This is a genomic window from Taklimakanibacter deserti (assembly GCA_003574785.1).
The window spans coordinates 195,145-213,504 of record QORU01000010.1; the positions used below are offsets into that span (position 1 = coordinate 195,145).

16 protein-coding genes are annotated in these 18,360 nt (G+C 61.8%); 7 read left to right on the forward strand and 9 right to left on the reverse strand.

All coding sequences use genetic code 11. From position 1 onward, the window contains the following. The 5 genes from DS839_RS21770 to DS839_RS21790 form a co-directional block, all read right to left on the reverse strand. Complete coding sequence (locus DS839_RS21770; RefSeq protein ID WP_119272579.1) at window positions 1-1,092, reverse strand: ABC transporter ATP-binding protein; 1,092 nt, start codon at window positions 1,090-1,092, stop codon at window positions 1-3. Between the two features lie 4 nt (window positions 1,093-1,096). Next, window positions 1,097-1,945, reverse strand: coding sequence for an ABC transporter permease (locus DS839_RS21775; protein WP_119272580.1), 849 nt, complete (start codon window positions 1,943-1,945; stop codon window positions 1,097-1,099). Continuing rightward, window positions 1,945-2,799 (reverse strand): ABC transporter permease, encoded by an 855-nt coding sequence (locus DS839_RS21780; RefSeq protein WP_368911826.1) that lies wholly within the window; start codon window positions 2,797-2,799, stop codon window positions 1,945-1,947. The genes DS839_RS21775 and DS839_RS21780 overlap by 1 nt, the downstream gene beginning before the upstream one ends. Window positions 2,800-2,901: 102 nt before the next feature. Further along, complete coding sequence (locus DS839_RS21785) at window positions 2,902-3,981, reverse strand: ABC transporter substrate-binding protein (RefSeq protein ID WP_119272582.1); 1,080 nt, start codon at window positions 3,979-3,981, stop codon at window positions 2,902-2,904. A 101-nt stretch (window positions 3,982-4,082) separates the two neighbouring features. Next, window positions 4,083-5,468 carry an aspartate aminotransferase family protein gene (locus tag DS839_RS21790; RefSeq protein WP_119272583.1) on the reverse strand — a complete coding sequence of 462 codons (1,386 nt, stop codon included), beginning with the start codon at window positions 5,466-5,468 and terminating at the stop codon, window positions 4,083-4,085. A gap of 529 nt (window positions 5,469-5,997) precedes the next feature. Between DS839_RS21790 and DS839_RS21795 the strand changes: the two genes are divergently transcribed. From DS839_RS21795 to DS839_RS21825, 7 genes are all read left to right on the forward strand, one after another. Next, window positions 5,998-6,528, forward strand: coding sequence for a GNAT family N-acetyltransferase (locus tag DS839_RS21795; RefSeq protein WP_119272584.1), 531 nt, complete (start codon window positions 5,998-6,000; stop codon window positions 6,526-6,528). 227 nt (window positions 6,529-6,755) lie between these two features. Continuing rightward, on the forward strand, window positions 6,756-8,171 hold the full coding sequence (locus DS839_RS21800; RefSeq protein ID WP_368911827.1) for a circularly permuted type 2 ATP-grasp protein: 1,416 nt from the start codon (window positions 6,756-6,758) through the stop codon (window positions 8,169-8,171). 7 nt (window positions 8,172-8,178) lie between these two features. Beyond that, entirely contained in the window at window positions 8,179-9,126 is a 948-nt protein-coding gene (locus DS839_RS21805; RefSeq protein ID WP_119272585.1) for an alpha-E domain-containing protein, read from the forward strand. Further along, window positions 9,123-9,935, forward strand: coding sequence for a transglutaminase family protein (locus tag DS839_RS21810; protein ID WP_119272586.1), 813 nt, complete (start codon window positions 9,123-9,125; stop codon window positions 9,933-9,935). Before DS839_RS21805 ends, DS839_RS21810 begins: the two co-directional genes overlap by 4 nt. 28 nt (window positions 9,936-9,963) lie before the next feature. Further along, complete coding sequence (locus DS839_RS21815; protein WP_119272587.1) at window positions 9,964-10,701, forward strand: proteasome-type protease; 738 nt, start codon at window positions 9,964-9,966, stop codon at window positions 10,699-10,701. A gap of 163 nt (window positions 10,702-10,864) precedes the next feature. Continuing rightward, on the forward strand, window positions 10,865-12,475 hold the full coding sequence (locus DS839_RS21820) for an OpgD/OpgG family glucan biosynthesis protein (protein ID WP_119272588.1): 1,611 nt from the start codon (window positions 10,865-10,867) through the stop codon (window positions 12,473-12,475). A gap of 41 nt (window positions 12,476-12,516) precedes the next feature. Next, window positions 12,517-12,897: a VOC family protein gene (locus DS839_RS21825; RefSeq protein WP_119272589.1), complete on the forward strand. Its 381-nt coding sequence runs from the start codon at window positions 12,517-12,519 to the stop codon at window positions 12,895-12,897. Between the two features lie 9 nt (window positions 12,898-12,906). Here the strand turns inward: DS839_RS21825 and DS839_RS21830 are convergent, their stop codons facing one another. The 4 genes from DS839_RS21830 to DS839_RS21845 all read right to left on the reverse strand — a co-directional run bounded on the left by DS839_RS21830 (window position 12,907) and on the right by DS839_RS21845 (window position 18,215). Further along, window positions 12,907-14,523, reverse strand: a complete 1,617-nt coding sequence (locus DS839_RS21830; protein ID WP_119272590.1) for an ABC transporter ATP-binding protein — start codon at window positions 14,521-14,523, stop codon at window positions 12,907-12,909. A gap of 4 nt (window positions 14,524-14,527) precedes the next feature. Continuing rightward, window positions 14,528-15,646, reverse strand: coding sequence for an ABC transporter permease (locus tag DS839_RS21835; RefSeq protein WP_119272591.1), 1,119 nt, complete (start codon window positions 15,644-15,646; stop codon window positions 14,528-14,530). Continuing rightward, on the reverse strand, window positions 15,639-16,562 hold the full coding sequence (locus DS839_RS21840; protein WP_119272592.1) for an ABC transporter permease subunit: 924 nt from the start codon (window positions 16,560-16,562) through the stop codon (window positions 15,639-15,641). The genes DS839_RS21835 and DS839_RS21840 overlap by 8 nt, the downstream gene beginning before the upstream one ends. A gap of 69 nt (window positions 16,563-16,631) precedes the next feature. After that, window positions 16,632-18,215, reverse strand: coding sequence for a peptide ABC transporter substrate-binding protein (locus tag DS839_RS21845; RefSeq protein WP_119272593.1), 1,584 nt, complete (start codon window positions 18,213-18,215; stop codon window positions 16,632-16,634). Window positions 18,216-18,360 lie beyond the last annotated feature (145 nt).

Consider the following 18,360-nt stretch of genomic DNA (forward strand, 5'->3'; position numbering starts at 1 on the left):
CTACTCCGTCAATACCAGCGTGTCTTCCGGCGCCCAGTGAATCCACACTTTCTGACCGCGTTCAACACCTGATCCGCCGGACCGGCTGTCATTCTGCACATTGACGGAAAGCTCGAGATCATCGTTGCAGCGCACGACCACATGGCTGGTGTCGCCATAATAAGCGACGTCGCGCACCTTGCCCTCGGCCTTGATCGCCTTCGCCGCCTTGGGCTGAGCTTCCGAGATCTTGAGCTTCTCGGGGCGCACCGCGATGGCGATCGCGCCGCCGGTCGCCCTGCCCTCATGCGGCAACTCGACCTTGCCCAAGCCCTTGGCGTCGCAGACGAGCTTCTTCGCGGTGGACGAGACGACCTCGGCATTGATCAGGTTCACTTTGCCGATGAAGTCGGCGACGAAGCGGCTCGCCGGCTGCTCATAGAGCTCGGACGGTGTGGCGATCTGCTGGACCGCACCTCTGTCCATGACCGCGATGCGGCTTGCCATCGACAAGGCCTCGTCCTGGTCGTGGGTCACGATGATGAAGGTGATGCCGACATTCTCCTGGAGCCGCGTCAGCTCGAGGCGCATCTCGTCGCGCAATTTGGCGTCGAGCGCCGAGAGCGGTTCGTCGAGCAGCAGCACCTTCGGACGCTTGACCAAAGCGCGCGCCAGCGCCACGCGCTGACGCTGGCCGCCCGACATCTGGTCGGGCTTGCGGTTGGCGAGATGGGTGAGCTTCACCATGTCCAGGGCCTCGCCGACCCGCCTCCTGGTCTCTTCGGCGGGAACGCCCGTCACCTTGAGGCCATAAGCGACATTGTCGGCGACAGTCATATGCGGAAAGACGGCATAGGACTGGAACACCATGTTGGTCGGCCGCTTGTTGGGCGGCGTCAGCGCCATGTCCTCGCCGCCGATGACGATCCGCCCGCCGGTCGGGGTCTCGAGACCGGATATCATGCGCAACAGCGTCGTCTTTCCGCAGCCCGAGGGTCCGAGCAGCGCGAAGAACTCGTTCTGGGCGATATCGAAGGAGACATCGTCGACGGCCTTGACGCCGCCGGGGAAAGTCTTGGTCACATTGCGTAAGGATACGATTGCTTCGGCCATTGTCCTACCCTTCGCCCGACTTCTGGGGCGCTTGAAGTTTCATTGCGATGACGGTGGCGATCACCGTGATCACGATCAATACCGTCGATGCCGCGTTGATCTCGGGCGAGACACCGCGGCGGACCAGCGAATAGACCTTCACCGGGAAAGTTACAGTCTCCGGCCCCGAGGTGAAGAAGGTGATCACGAAATCGTCGAGTGACAGAGTGAAAGCAAGGAGCGCGCCGGCGACGAGGCCCGGCATCATGAAGGGCACGATGACGTTCCAGAAGGTCTGCCATTCGCTGGCGCCCAGGTCCTTCGAGGCTTCCTCGAGCTGGCGGTTGAAACCGACGAGCCGCGAGCGTACCACCACCGCCACGAAGGGGAAGCAGAAAGCCACATGGGCGATGATGATGTTGATCAGGTTCATCGGCCAGGGCATGCCCACCGACCATTCCATCATGCCGGTATTGATGAAGAACAGAAGCAGCGACACGCCCATGCAGATCTCGGGGATCACGATGGGCAGCGCCATCACCCCTTCATAGGCGGCCTTGAAGGGAAAGCGGAAGCGCCACAGGAACAGCGCCGCCATGGCGCCGATGATCGTTGCGATGAGGGTCGCGATGACGGCGATGGTGAGCGAATTGATCAGCGCCTCCTGGAGAGCGGAATTGTTCCAGGCCTTCACATAATTGTCCAAGGTGAAGCCGCGCCAGACGACGCCGCGCTTGTCGGTGTTGAAGGAGAAGGCGATCAGGGTGAAGATCGGCGCATAGAGGGCGATGAAGATCGCGACGAACAGGATCCTGAGCCACCAGCGGCTGCCATAGTCGAGCGGCCCAGAGCCGGGTTTGAGCGTCTCGGCCATCAGACGTCGACCCCCTTGCTGCGGGCGGCGAGGAAGGCGCGCAAGGCGAGCGCGCCGAAGGTCACATACATCAGCAGGAAGGAGAGCGCCGAGCCGAAGGGCCAGTCATTGGCGGATTTGAACTGCCGCTCGATGACATTGCCGATCATGATGGCATTGGCGCCGCCCAGCATGTCGGGAGTAAGGAACGAGCCGAGGCAGGGTATGAAGACCAGGATGATGCCGGTGACGATGCCGGGCATGGTCAAGGGCAAGGTCACCTTCCAGAAGGTCTGGAACTGCGAGCCGCCGAGATCGAGGCTCGCTTCGAGATAGGAGCGGTCGAGCCGCTCGATCGTGGCATAGAGCGGCAGCACCATGAACGGCATATAGACATAGACGAGGCCCATGATGACCGAGCCGTCATTATAGAGCATCTCGAAGGGCCCGAGTCCGATCCAGCCCAGCACCAGGTTGAGATAGCCCTGGCTGCGGAAGACCGCGATCAGCGCATAGGTGCGGATCAGGAGGTTGATCCAGAAGGGCAGGATGACCAGGAGCAGCAGCAACGGCTTCCATTTGGCCGGCGCGAAGCAGATGCCGAAGGCGATCGGATAGGCGAGCAGCAGGCAGACGGCCGTCGCCAGCACGCTGATCCAGATGGATTTCCAGATGATCTGCAGATAGACCGCATCGAAGGAGCGGATGTAGTTCGCCAATGTGCCGGTGAACTGGTTCTCGGTGATCGAGATCTTCTCGCTGAAGGATATCCCGAACATATAGGCGAGCGGGATGAGGAAGAACATCAGGAGCCAGAAGGTGCCGGGCGTTCCGAGTGTCCAGAAAGTCCGGAGATTATCCCTCCAACTGTCCACGATGCCGCCACTCCACCCCTGTTATTTTGTTGCCGCGATGCTAGAACAAAAAGACCGGAGACGGCAACATGCCATCTCCGGTCGCGATCAAATCACAAGTCTTCAGGCCGCTTGAACGCGGGTCCAGACCTCGTCGCGGGCCTTGGTGGCCTCCTCGCCCAGATAGAGAGCCGGCTCGCATTTGGCGACCACCTCGGCCGGCGGGAAGATCGCCGGATTTTCGAGATAGGCCTTGTCCATCAGCTTCTTCGCTTCGGCATTGGGCGTGCCATATTGGACCGTCTTGGCGATCCCCGCCTCGACTTGCGGGTCCAGGACGAAGTTGATGAAGGCATGGGCATTCTCAGGACGCGGTGCCCCGGTCGGAATGGCGAGGCAGTCCTGCCACATCTCGGCGCCCTCGGTCGGCACCACATAGGAAATGTCGTCATCCTCGGCCATGACCTGCAGGATGTCGCCATTATATTCCATGGTGAGATCGACGTCGCCCGAGGCCAGCAGATCCTGGCCATTGTCGTCGGCATAGACCTTGACGTTCTTCTTGCCGGCGATGAGCAGATCTTCGACCTTCTTGAGCACCGCGGGGTCGGTCGAGTTGAGCGACTGGCCGAGATATTTGAGGGCCGAGCCGATGACGATCTTGGCGTCGCCCAGGAGCGCGATGCGGCCGGCATATTTCGGGTCTTCGAACAGCACCTTCCAGCTGTCGACGGTGCCCTCGACCTTGCTCTTGCGGAAGCCGATGCCGACCGTGCCCCACAGATAGGGAATGGAATGCTGGCGGCCAGGATCGAACTTGGCGTCCTGGAAGACCGGATCGAGGTTCTTGAAGTTGGGCAGCTTTGCCTTGTCGATCGGCGTCACCATCTTGGCCTTGATCATGCGCTCGAGATTGTCGTTGGTCGGGCAGATCACGTCATAGCCGGGATTGCCGGCTTTGAGCTTGGCGAACAATTCATCATTGTCGGCGAAGAGGTCCATCTTCACCGCGATGCCAGTGGCGGCCTCGAAATCAGCGAGCGTCGTCTCGCCGATATAAGTATCCCAATTGTAAAAATTGAGCTTCTTCTCTTCCTCCGACAACGAATTGCGCGGCAGGAACGTGAGGCCCAAGCCGAGCGCACCCAGACCCTTCAGTACTGAACGGCGCCGGGCGGAAAATCCTGGACAATAGACAGGCATGATAACTCCCTTATTCTTCGGGGCGCCCCGCATCACCGGGGCGCCCGCATGTTTGGCTGACCTGAGCCTATGCCTCGGGCCAGCCGCGTTCAACTTAATTGTCAGGCGACCTCCGCCTTGACGTCCGCATAGGTCTTGTCCAGGGCGGCTCTCGCCAGGCGCACCATCTCGTCGATCTCCTTCTTGGAGATCACCAAAGGCGGCGAGAGCACCATCGTGTCCCAGCAGGCCCGCATGATGAGCCCCTTGTTGAAGCTGTGGTCGCGGCAAATGGTTCCGACCCGGCCGGGCTTGTCGAAGCGCTGCCGTGTTTTCTTGTCGCGGGCGATCTCGATGGCGCCGATGAGGCCGACCGAGCGGGTCTCGCCGACAATGGGATGATCGCGCAGGCTTTCCAGGCCTTGAGCGAAATAGCTGCCCAATTCCCTGGAACGCTCGACCAGCTTCTCGGCCTCGATGATCTCGATGTTCTTGAGCGCAACCGCGCAGGCCGCCGGATGGCCGGCATAGGTCATGCCGTGATAGAACTCCTCGCCCTTCTCGAAGAAGTCCTTGATCAGCCGGTCGGAGAAGGCGATGGCACCGATCGGCAGATAGCCCGACGACAGGCCCTTGGCCATCGGCACGATATCGGGCTCGATGCCCAAGGTCTCGAAGCCCCACCAGTTGCCGGTGCGCCCGAAGCCGCAAATGACCTCGTCGGCGATCAGGATGACGCCGTATTTGCGGCAGATCCTCTGCACCTCCGGCCAATAGGTCGAAGGCGGGATGATCACGCCGGCGGCGCCCTGGATGGGTTCGCCGATGAAGGCCGCGACATTGTCGGGCCCGAGCTCGAGGATCTTCTTTTCGACGTTGGCCGCGGCTTCGCGGCCGAATTCCTCCGGCGACAGATCGCGGCCGAAATCATACCAATAAGGCTGCTGGACATGATGGAAGCCGGGCAGCGGCAGGCCGCCCTGGCCATGCATGCCCTCCATGCCGCCGAGGCTCGCCGCCACCATGGTCGAGCCGTGATAGCCACGCCTCCTGCCGATGAACTCCTTGCGATAGGGCTTGCCCATCAGCTTCCAGTAATGGCGCACGAAACGCACGATCGTGTCATTGGCCTCGGAGCCTGAATTGACGAAGAAGATGTGCTTGAAGCGCTCGGGCATATGAGACGAGATCTTGGCCGCGAGCTCGGTCGTCGGCACCGTCGTCGTCTTGAAGAAGGTATTGTAGTAAGGCAGATCGAGCATCTGCCGGTAGGCGGCTTCCGCCAGCTCCTTGCGGCCATAGCCGACATTCACGCACCACAGCCCCGCCATGCCGTCGAGCAGCTTGTTGCCCTTGGCGTCCCAGATCCACACGCCGTCGGCCTGGGTCATGACCCGGGCGCCGCCTTCGGCATGGAAGGCCTTGTGATCGGTGAAGGGATGGAAGTGGTGCTCGGTGTCCCGTGCGACGAGTTCGGCGATATTCAGGTTCTTGGCATGGACGGTCATGTGTCATCTCCGGAAATGCTGGAAAGAGGGCTTGAGGCCCCAAGCGGTGGCAGGCGGAAATGACAGCTCTTACGGCTTATAGCCGATGCGGGCGCAGTGAAGCATGACCTCCTGCTTGAGGGTGCGCGACCCCGCCCTGAGGCAGCCGCCGGAGGCTGTGATGCGAAAACACACTTGGGATCACCCAAATCTTTCGTTAAATCAAGCGCTTACCACAAATCCGGACATAAGAGATCGCGGTTTACGTCCACACTGGAAAGATACTCTACACCAGGGGCGCGCCCTCTGAAATAGCGGCGATACGCACTGGGCCAGCGGTTTTTCTTTCCTCAAAGGACATGGCAGACTGCCGCTTCATGGCGACGGGAAGCGGCAATTGAAGCGATCAGCCAAGAGACGAGGAAGACAGGTCAGACGCTGTCGAAACTGCGCTCATCCCTGCAAGACCTGAAACGATAGGCCGTCGTGGCAAAACTCAAACAGCGCCAATTCGTTCCAGTTCGTGTAATTCGTGACAAAGGTTTCCCCTATGCCCCGTACGCTCTTTGAAACCGCCCGCCTGATTAACCGCCCGCTGACCCTGGACGACCTGGACGCCTTAGCGCCGATGTATGCGGACCCCGAGATCCGACGCTTCTTCCCCGAAGGCACGCAGACGCGCGAGCAGACGAAGGAAGAGATCGAGTGGATCATCAACGTGTATTACGGCAAGCACGGCTATGGGCTGTGGGCGACGATCCTGAAGGAGACGGGCGCGCTGATCGGCCGGTGTGGGCTGATCCCGTGGCAGCAGCCGCACGGGTTGGAGACCGAGGTGGCCTATCTGCTGGACAAGCCATATTGGGGGCGCGGGCTGGCAAGCGAGGCGGCGCGGGGCATCATCGACTATGCCTTCGGTACCCTGGGTCTGACGAAGCTGGTCTGCTATGTTTTTCCCGACAACACCGCGTCGGCACGCGTGGCGCAGAAGGCGGGGATGCGGTTCGAGCGCGAGATGGTGGACGAGTACGGCTTGACGTGGGTGTATGCCCTCAAGAAGCCCGGCGAGCCCGTGATTTGATAGCGTCCGCCGTCACTTTTCGCCAGCCGCAAGAGGTTGCCGACCAAATTTGCTTCCACCTGGGCGGCACTGTTGTCCAGTTCAGTCCGATAGGCCCGATGCAGCGTCGGCAGGGATATGCCGATGACGGTGCTTATGCTTGATGCCGAGGCCGGACAAATCCGTCATGAATCTATTGCATGGGACGCCTTTTCCGCCCAATATCGCAGTGCAGCATAAGGAACGGCATGGGGACTTTTTTCAATGAGATGCTGAACCCGGACGGCTCGGTCCGCGGCCCCTATTCGCAGATCCACGGCTGGATCGGCTCGCTCGGCAAGGAGAATGTCGAACGTGCCCTGAAAGAAGCCGAAAGCATCTTCCGCCGGCTCGGCATCACTTTCGCCGTCTATGGCACGGAAGAAGCCGCCGAACGCCTCATCCCCTTCGACATCATCCCGCGCGTCTTCGCGGCTTCCGAATGGCGCAGGCTGACCGTCGGCATCGAGCAGCGGGTGCGCGCCCTCAACGCCTTCCTGCACGACCTCTATCACCGCCAGGAGATCCTGCGCGCCGGCCGCATCCCTAAGGACCTCATCCTGCAGAACTCGGCCTTCGTGCCGCAGATGGTGGGGCTCACACCGCCGCGCGGCGTCTATGCCCACATCATCGGGGTCGACATCGTGCGCGTGAGCGAGACCGAATTCTACGTGCTGGAGGACAATTGCCGCACGCCCTCCGGCGTCTCCTATATGCTCGAGGACCGGGAAGCGATGATGTTTCTCTTCCCCGATCTGTTCAAGCGCCACCGCGTGGCGCCGGTCGAGAACTACCCGCAGATGTTGCGCCGGACGCTGGAAAGCGTTGCGCCGCAAGGCGCGGGCGGCGAGCCCACAATCGTGCTCCTGACCCCCGGCATCCACAATTCGGCATTCTTCGAGCACGCCTTCCTCGCCGATGAGATGGGGGTGGAGCTGTGCGAGGGGTCGGACCTCTTCGTGGACGGCGGCTATCTCTATATGCGCACCACCCAGGCGCCGAAGCGCGTCGATGTGGTCTACCGCCGGATCGACGATGCGTTTCTCGATCCCCTGACCTTCCGCCCTGACTCGGCGCTCGGCGTGCCGGGCCTGTTCGATCTCTATCGCGCCGGGCGCGTCACGCTCGTCAATGCGCCGGGCACCGGCATAGCCGACGACAAGGCGATCTACACCTACATTCCCGATGTCATCGAATTCTATACCGGCGAGAAACCGCTCCTGAAGAACGTGCCGACCTGGCGATGCGGCGATCCCAAGGATCTTTCTTATGTGCTCGATCATCTGGCCGAGCTCGTGGTGAAAGAGGTCCATGGGTCGGGCGGCTATGGCATGCTGGTCGGCCCGACATCATCGGTGAAGGAGATCGATGAATTCCGCGCCCGGCTCAAGGCGAACCCCAAGAATTATATCGCCCAGCCGACACTGGCGCTCTCGGCCTCGCCCACGTGCACCGATGCCGGCGTGGCGCCGCGCCACATCGATCTGAGGCCCTTCGTGCTGACCGGCGACCGCATCCGCATCACGCCGGGCGGCCTGACCCGCGTCGCGCTCAAGGACGGATCGCTCGTCGTCAATTCGAGCCAGGGTGGGGGCACGAAGGACACCTGGGTGCTGGAGGACTGATCGCACAATGCTGGGCCGCACCGCCGCTTCTTTGTTCTGGATGTCGCGCTATGTCGAGCGGGCCGAGAACATGGCGCGCCTCCTCGAAGTCGGCTACCGCATATCGCTGATGCCGCGCGCCATCGAAGGCCATCGCGACGAATGGCGCTCGACGCTCACCACGGCCGCCTGCGAGGCGAGCTACTTCGCCAAGCACAAGGAGATCACGACGGGCGACATCATCCACCATCTGCTGTTCGACGAGGACAATCCCTCGAGCGTGCGCACCTGCCTCGAAACGGCGCGCAACAATGGCCGGGCGGTGAGGACCGCCCTCACCCGCGATGTGTGGGAAAGCCTGAACGGCACCTGGAACGAGTTCGATCAGGTGAAGCCGGAATCGATCACCACCGACAGGCTGCCGGGCTTCCTCGACTGGATCGAGCAGCGCGCCATGCTGTTCCGCGGCGCGCTGCTCGGCACTATGCTCCGGCACGACACCTATTTCTTCAGCCAGCTCGGCACCTTCGTCGAGCGCGCCGACAACACCGCGCGCATCCTCGATGTGAAATATTACATCCTGCTGCCGAAGCCGAGCGACGTCGGGTCCGATGTCGATATCCAGCAATGGGCGACGGTGCTGCGCTCGGTCTCGGCGCATCGCGCCTATCGCTGGTTCTATCACGACAGCACCTACAGGCCGTGGCTCGTCGCCGAATTCCTGATCCTGCGCGAGGAGATGCCGCGCTCGCTCACCTTCTGCTATCAGTGGATCACGCGCGCGCTCGACGGCCTGGCCGAGCTCTACCAGCAGCGCTATGATTGCCAGGACGAGGCGATCGACATCTATGGCCGCCTCAAGCTCGGCAAGATGGAAGACATCTTCCAGAACGGCCTGCATGAATTCCTGCAGGATTTCATGAAGGCCAACAACCAGCTCGCCACCGACATCGCCCAGACCTACAATTTCCCATGAAGCTCCATATCCACCATGAGACGCGTTACGACTATGAGACGAGCGTGCGCTCATCGATCCAGCGCCTCTACCTGATGCCCTCCTCCTTCGCGACACAGAAGATCGTCTCCTGGGCGATCGCGGCGCCCGGCATCGACAAGGCCCTCGTCTATACCGACGGCTTCGGCAACCAGGTGCATGTCATCACCTCGCAAGGCCCGCATGATCATGTGACCGTCATCGCCGAGGGCGTGGTCGACACGCAGGATGCCTCCGGCGTCGTGCGCGGGTTCAAATGCCAGGCCCCCGACAGCGTCTTCCTGCGGCAGACGACGGCGACGGAACCAAGCCCCGAGCTCAGCGAGATGGCGCGCGAGGCTGCCGCAAAACATCCCAACGAGCTCGAAAGGCTGCATGCCATCATGGCCGAGCTCAAGGAGCGCATCGCCTATCGGATCGGGACGACCTATTTCCACACGACGGCAGCCGAAGCGCTGGCCGAGGGCAAGGGTGTGTGCCAGGACCATGCCCATGCGATGCTCTCGATCGTCCGCTTCCTCGGCATGCCGGGACGTTACATTACGGGTTACCTGGTGACCGAGGCCGATGATCCGGCGACCGCCAGTCATGCCTGGGCCGAGGTGCTGGTGCCCAATCTCGGCTGGGTCGGGTTCGATGCGGCGAACGGCAAATGCCCCACCGCCGACTATGTGCGCGTGGCCACGGGTCTTGACGCACTGGGGGTGGTGCCTGTACGCGGCAGCCGGCGCGGCGGAGAGGTCGAAAGCATGACCGTCGCCGTAACGGTCCAACCTGCCGCCGAGCAATGATCCCTGTGATCCGAGCCTGGAGCCTTGAATGACCTATTGCGTAGGAATGCTGATGAAGGACGGCTTCGTCCTGGCAGCCGACACGCGCACCAATGCCGGCCTGGACAATATCGCCACCTTCAAGAAACTGCACAGCTGGGCGCAGCCGGGCAAGCGCGTCTTCGGGCTCGCGACGTCCGGCAATCTCGCGACCACGCAAGGCGTGGTGAGCCTCCTCACCGAAGGTACCCAGTCGCTACGCAAGCGCGGCGCCGTCGACAATCTTTTCAGCGCCAAGACGATGTTCCAGGCCGCCCAGATCGTCGGTCGCGCGGTACGCGACGTTCAGAGGACGGATGAAGGGCAGCTGTTCCGGTCGGAAGACACCTTCTCCGCGAGCTTCCTGTTCGCGGGTCAGATCGGCGAGGAGCGGCCGCGGCTGTTCCAGGTCTATTCGGCCGGAAATTTCATCGAAGCCACAAACGACACGCCCTTCCTGCAGATCGGCGAGCACAAATACGGAAAGCCAATCCTCGACCGGGTCAGCGATCCCAACATGCGGCTCGGCGAGGCAGCCAAGCTGGTTCTGCTCTCCTTCGATTCCACCATCCGCTCGAATCTGAGCGTCGGCCTGCCGATCGACCTTCTCGTCTACGCCAGGGACACGCTCAAGCTCGAGCGGGTGCGCCGCATCGAGCGCGACGATCCCTATTTCCAGAAGCTGTCGAGCGAGTGGGGCAAGGCGCTGCGGCGGGCTTTTGCCGACATCGAGGAATTCGATATTTAGGATCAGCCTGGAGCCAAAGCCTTCGGTTCCAACTCCGCATGACGTTAGGTCATATAGCACTGAATCTGCCGCAACCCCCCATGACGTATCGATAAGTTGCATGACCGCTCAAGATGACTATTTTGCAAGCGGGGCGGGAGAAAGAGGGAACAATATTTCGCCCATGATGAACCGTCGCGATCTCTTGAGCACGGCCACAGCCGCCGCGGCCTTAGCCGTTTTCGGCGTGCCGACGCAGGCCTTTGCCGCAGGCGGACTGGAGCTTGGCGTCGAGGAGAGCTTCTCTTTCGATGCGCTGATTGACAAGGCACGGACCCTGGCCGGCACGCCTTATGCGGCGCCAACGGCACCGCCCCGCGATGTGCTCGAGCGGATCGACTATCAGGCGCATGGCCAGATCAAATTCGATACCGACCGGGCTCTCTTCGTCGATGGGCCAGGCCCCTTCCCCGCGACGTTCTTCTCCCTCGGCAAATACTTCCAGTCTCCGGTGCGGATGCATGTCGTCTCCAGCGGCCCGGGCAGCCAGGTCGCGCGCGAGATCATCTATGACCCCGCTTATTTCGACATGCCGGCCGACAGCCCGGCGCGTGAGCTGCCCAAGGACTGCGGCTTCGCCGGCTTCCGCTTCCAGGAGAGTCGTCTCGACGACCAGGAGAAACTCGCCTGGCGCAAGAATGACTGGGTCGCCTTCCTCGGCGCCTCCTATTTCCGCGCCATCGGCGAGCTTTACCAATATGGCCTTTCCGCCCGCGGCGTCGCCATCGATACGGCCATGCCCGATCGGCCGGAGGAATTCCCGAGCTTCACTCATTTCTATTTTGAAACGCCGAGCGACGACAGCGGAACGGTCATCCTCTACGCCCTTCTCGACGGGCCGAGCATAGCGGGGGCCTACCGCTTCGCCCTGACGCGTCAGAAAGGCGTCGTCATGGACATAGACAAGGCGCTTTTCCCGCGTCGCGACATCGGCCGCTTCGGCATCGCGCCGATGACCTCCATGTTCTGGTACTCGGAGACGCGCAAGCTCGAGGCAGTCGACTGGCGGCCGGAGGTGCATGATTCGGACGGGCTCGCTCTGTGGACCGGAGCGGGCGAGCGCATCTGGCGGCCGCTCAACAATCCGCGGCGCATCCTCGATTCTTCGTTCAAGGACCTGGACCCGCGCGGCTTCGGCCTCCTGCAGCGCGACCGCGATTTCGACCACTATCAGGACGGGGTCATGTATGACCGGCGGCCGAGCCTGTGGGTCGAACCGCTCTCGGGCTGGGGCGCCGGTGCGGTCCAGCTCGTGGAGCTCCCGACCGATGACGAGATCCATGACAACATCGTCGCCGCATGGGTGCCGGCGGAACCCGCCAAGGCAGGGGGAAGCTATCGGCTGCGCTATCGGCTCCATTGGCTCGCCGACGAGCCCTATCCGACGCCCTTGGCGCGGTGCGTGGCGACGCGGCTCGGCAATGGCGGCGAGCCCGGCCGGCCTCGCCCGCAAGGGGTGCGAAAGTTCATGGTCGAGTTCCGCGGCGGGCCGCTTTCGACCTTGCCCTTCGGCGTCAAGCCGGAGCCCGTGCTCTGGGCCTCGCGCGGCTCATTCTCCTATATCTTCACCGAGGCCGTGCCCAACGGCGTGGCGGGCCACTGGCGCGCCCAGTTCGACCTGACGGTCACCGGCGCCGATCCGGTCGAGATGCGTCTCTTCCTCAAGAACGATGAGCAGGTGCTCAGCGAAACCTGGCTCTATCAATATCACCCGTTCCAGGCGGTGCAGAGCTAACCTGAACCCTTGTTTCATGGAGATGCGGCTTGCCAGGACACATGCTTCATCACCTGTCCTTCGGCGTCTCCGATCTCGCCCGATCCGAGGCGTTCTATGATGCATCCTTGGCGCCGCTGGGCTTCGTGCGCGTGTGGGGCGACGAAACGGCCATAGGCTATGGACGCGTGGGCGATGAGGACAAGTTCGCCATCAAGCTCGTGTCGGCTGGCTTGTCGATTCCGGGCCGCGGCTTCCATGTCGCCTTCGCCGCCGATTCCCGCGGCGCGGTCGAGCGGTTTCACGCCGCCGCTCTTCGGCATGGCGGACGCGACAACGGCGCGCCCGGCCTCAGGCCGAACTACGGACCGCATTACTACGCAGCTTTTGTCCTGGATCCCGACGGCTACCAGATCGAAGCCGTCATCAACGATCCGGTCTGACCCTCCCGATCACACCTTCGCCTCGGCATGGTCGACGAAAGCCGCCGCCATCAGCCGCTTGGTATAGTCCTCATGCGGATGATCGAAGATCTCCTCGGGTGACCCCTGCTCCACCATGCGGCCGTCCTTCATGACCATGATATGGTCGGCTATGGCGCGCACCACCGCGAGGTCATGGCTGATGAAGAGATAGGAGAGATTGTGCGCCTTCTGCAGGTCGCGCAGCAATTCGACGATCTGCTTCTGCACCTGACGGTCGAGCGCCGATGTCGGCTCGTCCAGCACCACCACCTTGGGCTTCAGGATGATGGCGCGGGCAATGGCGATGCGCTGGCGCTGGCCGCCGGAGAATTCATGCGGGTAGCGGTTGCGGTTGGCGGGGTCGAGGCCCACTTCTGAAAAAGCCTGCGCGGCGCGGCGGTCGCGTTCCTTAGCCGACATCGAAGGCTCGTGCACCAGAAGGCCTTCGGTCACGATCTGCCCGGCGGTGAGGCGCGGGCTCAAGGAGCCGAAAGGATCCTGGAACACGATCTGCAGTTGCCGGCGCAAGGGACGCATCGCGTGCGCATCGAGCTTCTCGATGTTGCGCCCGTCGAAATGGATCGAGCCTTCGCTCGGCAGAAGCTTGAGCAAAGCGCGCGCCAGGGTCGATTTGCCCGAACCCGATTCGCCGACGATGCCGATGGTCTGCCCGCGCCTCAGCGTCACCGAAACGCGATCGACCGCCTTCAGATAGATCGGCTCGCCGGCGAGGAAGCCGCCGCCGACCTTGAAGGTCACTCTCATATCGGTGCCGTCGAGCACCTTCGGCGCGGTCTTGGGCACGGGGTCCTTGTGGCCGGAGGGCTCGGCCGCCAACAGCGCCTTGGTATAGGGGTGCCTGGGATTGGCGAAGATGGCGCGCGTCTCGCCCTCCTCCACCACCTCGCCGAGCTTCATCACATAGACGCGGTCGGCGATGCGCCGCACGATATTGAGATCGTGGGTGATGAAGATCATGCTCATGCCGAGGCGCCTGCGCAGATCGGCCATGAGACCCAGGATCTCGGCCTGGATCGTCACATCGAGCGCCGTCGTCGGCTCATCGGCGATGAGAAGGTCGGGATCATTGGCGATCGCCATGGCGATCATCACGCGCTGGCGCTGGCCGCCGGACATCTCATAGGGATAGGACTTCATCCGGCGCTCGGGCTCGGGGATGCGCACCAGCTTCAGCAGCTTCACCGCCTCCTGGCGCGCCTGTTCTCCACCGATCTTGCGATGCCGCATGATCGGTTCCATCAGCTGGTTGCCGATGGTGTAGAGCGGATCGAGCGAGGTCATCGGCTCCTGGAAGATCATGGTGATCTTGCGGCCGCGCACCTCGTTGAGCTCGGCCTTGGACAGGCTGAGCAGATTGGCGCCGCGATAGGCGATCGTGCCGGTCGCTTCGCCATTGCCGGCGAGAAGCCGCATCGCCGCCATCATGGTCTGGCTTTTGCCTGAGCCCGATTCACCCACCACCGCGACGGTCTCGCCTGCCTTGACCTGCATGTTGATGCCCTTCACGGCGTCGACCACACCGTCGAGGGTGCGGAAGCGGACATGCAGGTCTTCCACCGAAAGGATCGTTTCCTTTGTGCTCATCAGGTCACCGATCCTTGGGGTCGAGCGCGTCGCGCAAGCCGTCGCCGATGAAATTGAGCGCGAACAGCGTCGACACCAGGAAGAAGGCGGGGAACAGCAAGAGAAAATTGGCCGAGCCGATGTTTCTTGCGCCCTGCGAGATGAGCACGCCCCAACTCGTCATTGGCTCCTGGACGCCGAGCCCCAGGAACGAGAGGAAGCTCTCGAGGATGATGACTTGCGGCACAAGCAAGGTCATGTAGATGACAACGGGGCCCAAGAGATTGGGAATGATATGGCGCCGCAATATGCCGCCGGAGCCTACGCCCAAGGCCTCCGCCGCCTGGACATATTCCTGGCGCCTGATCGACAAGGCCTGGCCGCGCACGATACGCGCCATGTCGAGCCACAGCACCGCGCCGACGGCGAGAAACATCAGGATGAAATTGCGGCCGAAGAACACCACTAGCATGATGACGAAGAAGATGAAGGGCAGCGAATAGAGGATGTCGACGATGCGCATCATGACCTCGTCGGTCTTGCCGCCCATGAAGCCGGCGGTCGCCCCGTAGAGGACGCCAATGGCGACCGCCACGCAGCCCGCCAGGAGACCGATGGCGAGCGACACCCGGCCAGCTATCAGCGTCCGGGTCAGAAGATCGCGCCCGGTATTGTCGGTGCCGAAGAAGAAGTACTCCTCCTTGATCATCGCACTCATGGTGAGCTTGAGACCGTCCGGCGATTTGCTCTCGATGCGAGTATCCTTGAAACTATTGGATCGATCGAGATATCGGGTGACACGTTCGTCGATCGGCTTGGGCCCGGAGACCGTCAGGAAAATGCGACCATCCGCCTCATGCCACTCTTCGAGATCGGCGCGCATGCGGCGAACGACGTCCTGGAGCGCCGTCTCGATCATCTCGGGCTTGGGATAGGCGCTGAGGCTGGGCGACACCCTTACATAGTCCGCGTAGATCGCGGTGTATGGATGGGGCAGCAGATTGGGGCCGACGACACAGACCAGCGCCATAAGCACCAGGTAGATAAGGCTCACCATGGCCGCTTTGTTGGCCTTGAGCCGAGCCACGGCATCAGCCCATAAAGAGCGACCTACAATCGGCGCCTCGGCGGCAAGGTCAGTCATAGCGCACCCTGGGGTCGATTACGGCATAGAGAATATCGACGATAAGGTTGAACATGATGGTGAAGATGGCAATGACCACGACCGTCCCCATCACCAGCGTGTAATCGCGATTGAGCGCCGCCTCGACGAAATAACGCCCGATGCCCGGTATTGCGAAAATCGTCTCGACGATGATCGAGCCGGTAAGCAGCGCCGCCGCAGCGGGCCCTGAGAAGGAAACAATCGGCAGCAAGGCACCGCGTAGCGCGTGCTTGAAGATGATGCTCCAGTCAGAAAGCCCGAGAGCGCGCGCGGTGCGTATGTGATGCGAGCGCAGGGATTCGATCATCGACCCGCGCATCAGGCGGGCGACAATGGCGATTTGCGGCAGGGCCAGCGTGACGATCGGACCGATCTTGTTCACGAAGGCGCCGCCGCCCCAACTTGCGACCGGGACGAGTGCCAGGGTCGAGGCGAACAGGAGCTGATAAAGCGGCGCAATCACGAAAGTCGGCACGGTGCTGCCGGCCGTCGCCGCGGCGATGACAGCATAGTCGGCAGCCTGGTTCTGCTTGAGTGCTGCGATGACGCCGAGAATGCAGCCGATGACCAGAGCGAGGATCAGGGCCGAGGCCCCGATTTGCACGGAAATCGGCAAGCCGACCTTGAACAGCTCGGCGACGGAGAAATCCGGTAGCGTGTAGCTCGGGCCGAAATCGCCATGCAGGAGATTGTTGAGATAGCGCAGATACTGCATCCACAAGGGCTGATCGAGGCCGAATTGCCGCTCGATATTGGCCTTGACGATCGGATTGAGCGCACGCTCCTGATTGAACGGCCCACCCGGAGCGACGCGGATCAGGAAAAAGGAAATCGTGACGATCGCGAAGAGCGTCGGAATGGCGGTCAACAACCGCCGGAAGACATAGCGCAGCATGCGCGCCCCCCTATCTTGGCAAGGCGCAATCGCCGCCTCGTTTGCGGGACGGCGATTGCTTCACCCCAGTTATTCCTTGCTGATAAAGCGCGACGGATGCACGTCCATGACATTGTCCTCGAAGCCCTTGAGCTTCGAGGAGACGAGGTCGTGATAGCTGTAATAGAGCAGCGGCATGACGCCGAGATCATCGATCAGCACCCTTTCCGCCTCGGACAGCATCTTCGAACGCTCGGCCGCGTTGCCGCCGGCAGCCGCCGCCTTGTCCATCAGCTCTTCGAACTTCGGGCTGTTGTAGTTCGAATAGTTGTTGCCGCTCGCCTTGCGCGCGATGCCGAGGAACGTCTCCGGGTCCTTGTAGTCGGCGATCCAGCCGGCGCGGGCATAATCATAATCGCCCTTCTGCTCGAGGAAGCCATAATGCGCCGGCAGGCCGTCGACGCTGGTCAATGTCACCTCGATGCCGAACGGCTTCAACTGCTCCTGGATGGCAACGGCGGTGTTCTTGTGGTTGTCCGAGGAATTGTACCGGATGTCCATTTTGATCGGCTTCTCCGGACTGATGCCGAGTTCGGTGAAGATCTTCTTGGCCTCGTCCTCGCGGTCGATCTGCGACATCTCGGCATAATCGGCGATCGCGGGCTCGTAACCCTCGATGCCGGGGGGCACCATGGAATAGCCGGGGATCATGCTGTTTTTCCAGATCTTCTCGGCGAGGAAGTCGCGATCGATCGCCAGCGAGATGGCGCGGCGCAGCTTCGGATTTGACCACGGCTCCTTGTCGGTCCGCATCGGATAGTAATAGGTGCCGAGATAGGGGCCGATGCGAACCTGGTCGCCGAGGTCGGCTTTCATTTCCGCCAGCTGTTCCAACGGCATATCGTCGTTCGAATCGATCTCACCAGCCTTGAACTGCTTGAGCGCGGTTGCGCGGTCCTGGGTCGGGAAATAGTTGACGACGTCGATCTTGACTTGGTCGGCCTCGTAGAATTTCGGGTTCTTGACCAGCTTGATGTGATCATTGGGAACGAATTCGGCGAGGACATAGGCGCCGTTCGACAGAAGATTGCCGGGCTTCGTCCACTGGTCTCCGAGCTTATCGATCGATCCCTTGTGCACCGGATAATTGGCCTGGTGCGTCAGCATCTCGAGGAAATAAGGCACCGGTGCATTGAGGGTGACTTCGAAAGTGTTGGCATCGACCGCCCGCACCCCGAGCTCTTCCGGCTTCATCTTGCCTTCGTTGATCTCCTTCGCGTTCTTCACCACATACATCATCGAGGCGTATTCGGCCTTGGTTTCCGGCTGCTCGAGTCGGCGGAAGGAATAGACGAAGTCATCGGCGGTGACGGGATCGCCATTCGACCAGGTAGCGCCCTCGCGCAGCTTGAATGTATAGACCTTGCCGTCATCCGATATGGTCCAGCTCGTGGCGGCGCCGGGAATGAGCTCGGCCTTGGCATCCTGCATCACTAGCCCTGAAAACATGTCGCGCAGGATGTGGGCTTCGTTGACGGTGGATGTCTTGTGCGGATCGAGCGATTCCGGATCGGTCGTGTTGCCCCTGTTATAGATCATTTCGGCGAAAGCCGCCGAATAGCTTATCGTCACGAGCGCCGTGGCGAGAAGCAGCGAGCGAAGGCTTCTTTTCATTTAGTTCCTCCCTAAGAGGCGGCTCTGTTAAAGGCGGAATTGCCGAAAGCCGCCGGACCTGAACGGGCGCACTATACCATCGCCGGAAGCTTTGTCCCACGTCATGTAACCCTGATCGAAAGTGCAATATCCCCGCGTCAAACAT

Coding starts and splice junctions, on each gene's coding strand:
- DS839_RS21770 (WP_119272579.1), bottom strand. CDS start 1,092: ATGGCCGAAGCAATCGTATCCTTACGCAATGTGACCAAGACTTTCCCC.
- DS839_RS21775 (WP_119272580.1), bottom strand. CDS start 1,945: ATGGCCGAGACGCTCAAACCCGGCTCTGGGCCGCTCGACTATGGCAGC.
- DS839_RS21785 (WP_119272582.1), bottom strand. CDS start 3,981: ATGCCTGTCTATTGTCCAGGATTTTCCGCCCGGCGCCGTTCAGTACTG.
- DS839_RS21790 (WP_119272583.1), bottom strand. CDS start 5,468: ATGACCGTCCATGCCAAGAACCTGAATATCGCCGAACTCGTCGCACGG.
- DS839_RS21795 (WP_119272584.1), top strand. CDS start 5,998: ATGCCCCGTACGCTCTTTGAAACCGCCCGCCTGATTAACCGCCCGCTG.
- DS839_RS21800 (WP_368911827.1), top strand. CDS start 6,756: ATGGGGACTTTTTTCAATGAGATGCTGAACCCGGACGGCTCGGTCCGC.
- DS839_RS21805 (WP_119272585.1), top strand. CDS start 8,179: ATGCTGGGCCGCACCGCCGCTTCTTTGTTCTGGATGTCGCGCTATGTC.
- DS839_RS21810 (WP_119272586.1), top strand. CDS start 9,123: ATGAAGCTCCATATCCACCATGAGACGCGTTACGACTATGAGACGAGC.
- DS839_RS21815 (WP_119272587.1), top strand. CDS start 9,964: ATGACCTATTGCGTAGGAATGCTGATGAAGGACGGCTTCGTCCTGGCA.
- DS839_RS21820 (WP_119272588.1), top strand. CDS start 10,865: ATGATGAACCGTCGCGATCTCTTGAGCACGGCCACAGCCGCCGCGGCC.
- DS839_RS21825 (WP_119272589.1), top strand. CDS start 12,517: ATGCTTCATCACCTGTCCTTCGGCGTCTCCGATCTCGCCCGATCCGAG.
- DS839_RS21830 (WP_119272590.1), bottom strand. CDS start 14,523: ATGAGCACAAAGGAAACGATCCTTTCGGTGGAAGACCTGCATGTCCGC.
- DS839_RS21835 (WP_119272591.1), bottom strand. CDS start 15,646: ATGACTGACCTTGCCGCCGAGGCGCCGATTGTAGGTCGCTCTTTATGG.
- DS839_RS21840 (WP_119272592.1), bottom strand. CDS start 16,562: ATGCTGCGCTATGTCTTCCGGCGGTTGTTGACCGCCATTCCGACGCTC.
- DS839_RS21845 (WP_119272593.1), bottom strand. CDS start 18,215: ATGAAAAGAAGCCTTCGCTCGCTGCTTCTCGCCACGGCGCTCGTGACG.